The following is a 5,718-nucleotide window of genomic DNA, read 5'->3' as shown; positions in this document are numbered from 1 at the left end:
CGCGCCGGCGGCGCCCGGAGGGGGCCTCGGGACCGTCCCCTTCGGCGTGCCGCTCGCCGCACTGCGGCCGCCTCCGGGTGTCGCGCCGCAGGGCAGACGCCTGCAGCGCGGTGTGCCCTGGGTGACGATCATCGTCGGCGGCGTGGTGGTGCTGTTCTGGCTGTTCTCGCAGGTGGGCGGGGCGCTGCTGCGCTGATCGCGGGCGCAGCCGGCCCGGCCGGCCCGCAGGCGCACGAGCGTATGCTGTCGGGCGTGCATTCGACGTTCACGACGCCCGGCGGGCGTGAGGGGGTACTCGGCGCTTCCTGCGCCGAGCGGAGGTAGCCGCGCGCGTCGCCCGGTCTGAGGCCGAGCGCGACGCCGTCGACTCTCCGCGGGCCACCGCCCGCGGCATCCGCTCTCGTCGTACCGCGACGATCCCCCGTGAAAACAAGGAATCATGCACGTATACACCCAGAAGGACATCCGCGCGTCCTTCGTCAACGCCTCGCTGCGCGAACGCAACGCCCTCGTCGTGCCCGACCTCGGCGAGGTCGACTGGCAGAACCTCGACTACTTCGGCTGGCGCGACCCGAAGCAGCCGCTCGCCGGCTTCATCGTCGTGCCGGTCGACGACGAGCCCGTCGGCATCCTGCTGCGTCAGGCCGAGCAGCGCACGCGCACGCGCCCGCAGTGCTCGTGGTGCGAGGACGTCACACTCCCGAACGACGTCGTGCTCTTCGGGGCGAAGCGCGCCGGCAAGGCCGGCCGCAACGGCGACACCGTCGGCACCCTCCTGTGCGAGAACTTCGAGTGCTCCGTGAACGCACGACGGCCGATGCCGCCCGCGTACCTCGGGTTCGACGTGATGGCCGCACGTCAGCGGCGCATCGAGGCGCTCCGCGCGCACGCCGACGGCTTCGCGCGCGACATCCGCGACAGCCACTGAATGGACGGGGCCGCACCTCACCCCGCGGTGGCGTGCGGCCCCAGTCCGAAATGGTCGAGCTCGGCATCCGTCAGCATGCGCGAGCGGATGATGAAGCGGCTGCCGGTCGGCCCCTCGACGCTGAACCCCGCGCCGCGGCCGGGAACGACGTCGATCGTGAGGTGCGTGTACTTCCAGTACTCGAACTGGGACTCCGAGATGAAGACCTCGACGGGCTCTGCGAGGCCGACCTCGAGCTCGCCGAGCCGTACGTCGGACGGCCCGGTCTGGAACATGCCGACCGGGAAGCACATCGGCGCGCTGCCGTCGCAGCATCCGCCGGACTGGTGGAACATCAGCGGGCCGTGCTCAGCCGTGAGCCGTCGCAGGAGGGATGCCGCGGCATCCGTCACCGCCACACGGGAGTGGGTGCGGGTCTGGGCCATCTGGATCGCCCAGCTTCAGTGGTTCGTGTCCCGATTTCGGTCGCTCCGAGGGGCGCTATCGACCGATTCCGGGACATCAGGAACGGAAAGTGGGACATGGGTGACCGGGCGGAGCGGCTGGGGACTCGCTCCGCCCGAGGCGCGGAGGCCGTCGCGCCGGACCCCTCCGGGACGCGACGGCCGGTCCGGCCGGTCTAGAAGAAGCCCATCGCGCCGTCGGCGTACGACACGAGCAGGTTCTTCGTCTGCTGGTAGTGGTCGAGCATCTTGAGGTGGTTCTCCCGGCCGATGCCGGACTGCTTGTAGCCGCCGAACGCGGCGTGCGCGGGGTACTGGTGGTACGTGTTCGTCCAGACGCGCCCGGCCTCGATGGCACGGCCGGCGCGATACGCGGTGTCGCCCGAGCGGCTCCAGACACCCGCGCCCAGGCCGTAGAGCGTGTCGTTCGCGATCGAGATGGCGTCGTCGAAGTCGTCGAACGAGGTCACCGAGACGACCGGGCCGAAGATCTCCTCCTGGAAGATGCGCATGTCGTTCGAGCCCTCGAAGACCGTCGGCGCGACGTAGTAGCCGCCCGAGAGGTCGCCGCCGAGGTCGACGCGCTCGCCGCCGGCGAGCAGCTTCGCACCGCCGGCCTTGCCGATCTCGATGTACGACAGGATCTTCTCGAGCTGGTCGTTCGAAGCCTGTGCGCCGATCATGGTCGCCGGATCGAGCGGGTTGCCCTGCACGATCTTCGCGACGCGGTCGAGCCCGTCGCCGAGGAAACGGTCGTAGATGGATCGCTGGATGAGTGCGCGCGAGGGGCACGTGCACACCTCGCCCTGGTTGAGCGCGAAGAGCGTGAAGCCCTCGAGGGCCTTGTCGTAGTAGGAGTCGCCGGTGTCGCGCGCGACGTCCTCGAAGAACACGTTCGCGCTCTTGCCCCCGAGCTCGAGGGTCACCGGGATGAGGTTCTGCGACGCGTACTGCATGATGAGCCGGCCGGTGGTCGTCTCACCCGTGAATGCGACCTTGCGGATGCGCTTGTGCTGCGCGAGCGGCGCTCCGGCTTCGATGCCGAACCCGTTGACGATGTTCACGACGCCCGCGGGCAGCAGGTCGCCGATGATCTCGAACAGGAACAGGATCGACGCGGGCGTCTGCTCGGCGGGCTTCAGCACCACGCAGTTGCCGGCCGCCAGCGCCGGGGCGAGCTTCCACGTGGCCATCAGGATCGGGAAGTTCCACGGGATGATCTGCCCGACCACGCCGAGGGGCTCATGGAAGTGATACGCCACGGTGTCTTCGTCGAGCTGGCTGAGCGAGCCCTCCTGGCCGCGGAGCACGCCGGCGAAGTACCGGAAGTGATCGACGGCGAGCGGGATGTCGGCGGCGAGCGTCTCGCGGACGGGCTTGCCGTTCTCCCATGTCTCGGCGACGGCGATCTTCTCGAGGTTCTGCTCGATGCGGTCGGCGATCTTGTTGAGGATGACGGAGCGCTCGGCCGGGGTCGTGCGCTTCCACGACTCGAACGCCTGCCACGCGACGTCCACCGCGCGGTCGATGTCTTCCGCCGTGCCGCGGCCCACCTCCGTGAAGGGCTTTCCGGTGACGGGGCTGATGTTCTCGAAGTACTGGCCTTTGATCGGCTCGACGAACTCGCCGCCGATGTAGTGGCCGTAGCGGGGGCGGTAGTCGGCGATCGAGCCGCGCTGCCCGGGGGCGGCGTAGATGCTCGAGACGCCCTCTTCGACGATGGTCATGCTGGTCTCCTTCGACGCGTTCCGCGACGGTCCTCGTCGCGATGGATCGAAGCTAGGCCGAGCGACGTTGCACAACGTTGCACCCGGTAGGAAGACGCCCGCCGCGCTCCGTGAAGGAACCCGGCGGGCGTTCGCAGAGCGATCAGCCGCAGCCGTGAGCCGCGGCGAGACCGCTCTCGACGAAGTCCATCGCTCCGCTGACACTGCCGTCGGCGGGGTCGATGGCCTCATACTCCGAGGCGTTCGCGGGTGGCGACGAAGTGCGAGTTCTCCATGACGCCGAGAAGGTTGCCGAACGGGTCCACCACGGATGCCGTGACGAAGCCCTCGCCACGGACGGTCACCGGCTGGAAGCCGGACGCCCCGCTCGACAGGAGCACCTCATGGGTTGCGGCGACGTCGTCGACCTGCCAGTAGAGGATCGGTCCGCCGGGCACGGCCGGCGCGTCGGGGCGGTAGGCGGCATCGATAATCCCGAACTCGTGCTCGTACGGGCCGACACGGAACTCCACGTAACCGGGGCGGCGGAAGTACGGCTCGATGCCGAACACCCCCGTGTACCACTCGGCGGCGGCGTCGATGTCGGCGGCGTACACGTTCTGGGTGGCGAATCCGTTGAGCATGATGCTCCCTCTCTGTCGTGGATCCACCTTCCCGCAGAATGCGGACAGGAACGGTCCGCGATCAGAGATCGGCTTCGAGCTTCTCTATCCGTGCCACGAGCCCCGCGCGCCGGGGCGACCGCGCGGGCAGCAGGGAGAGGCACAGCCTCAGCAGTTCGACGTCGTCTGCGGCGGCATCCGTCTCGGCGAACGCGAGGAGGACATCGACCGACGCCTCGGCCATGAGCGCCTCGCGCAGCGCGGTGCGGACCGTGTCACGGAACTCCTCCACCCCGGGCGCGACGGAGTCCGGCAGCACGTCGCCTCGGTACGCGGCGAGCGCGACCCGGTGCGCGCCCCGATCCAGCAGCGACAGCACCTGGTGCGCATCGGTCTCGACCTCGACGCCGAGCCGATACGGCCGGGACTCGGGCACGAGAGCGGGAGCGGATGCCGCGAGCGCCTTGCGCAGGCGCACCATCTCGGCGCGGAGCGTGACGGATGTCGCACCCGTCGCCGCGCGGCCGGCGTCGGCGGGCTCGCCGTACACGAGCTCGCCCAGTCGCTCGGCCGACAGTCCCTGGCGGTGCACGGCGAGCATGAGCACAAGCTCGGCGTGGCGCGGGCCGAGCTCGGATATCGTCTCCACCCCCTCGCCGGCCACCTCGAGCAGCGCACGGTCGCGTCCGAGCACCCGGAGCGTCGCACGGGTGGGCTCGGCGCGTTGGGCGGGTGCGCGGCGCCGGTTGGCGCCGTGCGGGGACGCCTGCCCCTCGGCGGCGCGGGAGCGGAGCCGCGCGACCAGCAGCTCACCCTCGATCGCCCGGGCGGTGGCATCCACCAGCAGCTGCGCCTGGGGCGTCACCGCCTCGAGGCCCCCGGTCACATCGATGACGCCGAGGATGCGGCGCGTCTCGGGGTCGTGCACCGGAGCGGCGCTGCACGACCACGGCTGGACGAGACGGTTGAAGTGCTCGGCACCGGTGATCTGCACCGATCGATCGAGCGCGAGGGCCGTGCCCGGGGCGGCGGTGCCGACGGCATCCTCCGACCAGTTCGCACCCTCGACGAACCCCATGTCGCCCGTCAGCCGCCGCACATTCCGGTCGCCCTCGACCCACAGCAGCCGCCCGGCGGCATCGCCGACCGCCACGACGACGCCGGACTCGGAGGCGTCGCCGGGCAGCAGCAGGCCGCGCACCATGTCGATGACGCCGGCGAGCGGGTGCGCGCGGCGATACGCCTCGAGCTCTTCCACGGCGAGGTCGAGGGGCGGCAGCCCTTCGGCGCCGACGAGGCTGTCGAGCGAACGGCGCCAGGACTCGCGCACGAGCATCCGCACGTCGTTCAGCCGCTCGTCGGCGGCGTTGCCGGCGACCAGCTCTTCGTGGGCACGCTCGATGAGCAGGCGGGATGTCTCGGGCGACACCTCGCGGCGCTGCGACCAGGGTGATGACACGGCGGCTCCGATCGACGTCGGTGGAGCGTGCGTCCAGTGTAGGACGGCCGCGGCTCACCCTCGGCGAGGCGTCGGAGCCGGGCTCTCCTAGCCGGCGGTGGTGACCTCGGAGCGCAGCGGCATCAGCGCGCCCGCGACCTGGCCGATCGTGGCTTCGTCGACACCCGCGTCGGCGAGCGCCGTCGCCGCGTGGCCGATCACACGGTCGAAGTCTGCGTCGGTGATGCCGCGTCCGGCGTGGGCGGCGCGCATGTCGAGGCCCTTGTAGCCGTCGGGGCCGCCCGCCGCCGCGGCGAGGAAGAGCGCCATGTGGCGCTTCTGGTCGACCATGCGGGTGCCGGAGAAGTACGGCGCGAGCGTCTCGTCGCCCAGGATCAGCCGGTACATGTTGTTGACGACGGCGGCGATGCCGTCGCCTTCGCCCAGTCGCTGGTACAGCGTGGCTTCGGTGGTGTCGGTCATGCGGGTGCTCCGATTCGTGAGGGGATGTGGACGCTGTCGCGGGTGTGTCGTCAGTGGCCGGCGCTGCGCGGACGCCAGCGGCTGTCGCTCGGGGCCT

General features: G+C 70.7%; 6 protein-coding genes and 1 pseudogene. 2 read left to right on the top strand and 5 right to left on the bottom strand.

The window, feature by feature from the left end; translation table 11 throughout:
* Together VIP82_RS17520 and VIP82_RS17515 are read left to right on the top strand one after the other, a co-directional pair.
* Nucleotides 1–196 (top strand): annotated as a pseudogene (locus VIP82_RS17520) (hypothetical protein); the annotation flags it as partial.
* Nucleotides 197–439: 243 nt separating this feature from the next.
* Entirely contained in the window at nt 440–928 is a 489-nt protein-coding gene (locus VIP82_RS17515) for an FBP domain-containing protein (protein WP_331910941.1), read from the top strand.
* Nucleotides 929–945: 17 nt separating this feature from the next.
* On the opposite strand, the gene VIP82_RS17510 is transcribed toward VIP82_RS17515, so the two are convergent.
* From VIP82_RS17510 to VIP82_RS17490, 5 genes are all read right to left on the bottom strand, one after another.
* On the bottom strand, nt 946–1,353 hold the full coding sequence (locus VIP82_RS17510) for a DUF779 domain-containing protein (protein WP_331910939.1): 408 nt from the start codon (nt 1,351–1,353) through the stop codon (nt 946–948).
* 194 nt (nt 1,354–1,547) lie between these two features.
* Nucleotides 1,548–3,098 carry an acetaldehyde dehydrogenase ExaC gene (exaC, locus tag VIP82_RS17505; RefSeq protein ID WP_331910937.1) on the bottom strand — a complete coding sequence of 517 codons (1,551 nt, stop codon included), beginning with the start codon at nt 3,096–3,098 and terminating at the stop codon, nt 1,548–1,550.
* A gap of 227 nt (nt 3,099–3,325) precedes the next feature.
* Nucleotides 3,326–3,721, bottom strand: coding sequence for a VOC family protein (locus VIP82_RS17500; protein ID WP_331910935.1), 396 nt, complete (start codon nt 3,719–3,721; stop codon nt 3,326–3,328).
* Between the two features lie 61 nt (nt 3,722–3,782).
* Entirely contained in the window at nt 3,783–5,159 is a 1,377-nt protein-coding gene (locus tag VIP82_RS17495; protein WP_331910933.1) for a transcriptional regulator, read from the bottom strand.
* An 87-nt stretch (nt 5,160–5,246) separates the two neighbouring features.
* Complete coding sequence (locus VIP82_RS17490) at nt 5,247–5,621, bottom strand: group I truncated hemoglobin (RefSeq protein ID WP_331910931.1); 375 nt, start codon at nt 5,619–5,621, stop codon at nt 5,247–5,249.
* Between the last annotated feature and the right edge of the window lie 97 nt (nt 5,622–5,718).

Origin of the sequence: Microbacterium sp. (assembly GCF_036566905.1) — a bacterium.
GTDB lineage: Bacteria > Actinomycetota > Actinomycetes > Actinomycetales > Microbacteriaceae > Microbacterium.
Note: the sequence above shows the minus strand (reverse complement) of the source record. Positions and strands in the feature narration are given on the sequence as shown.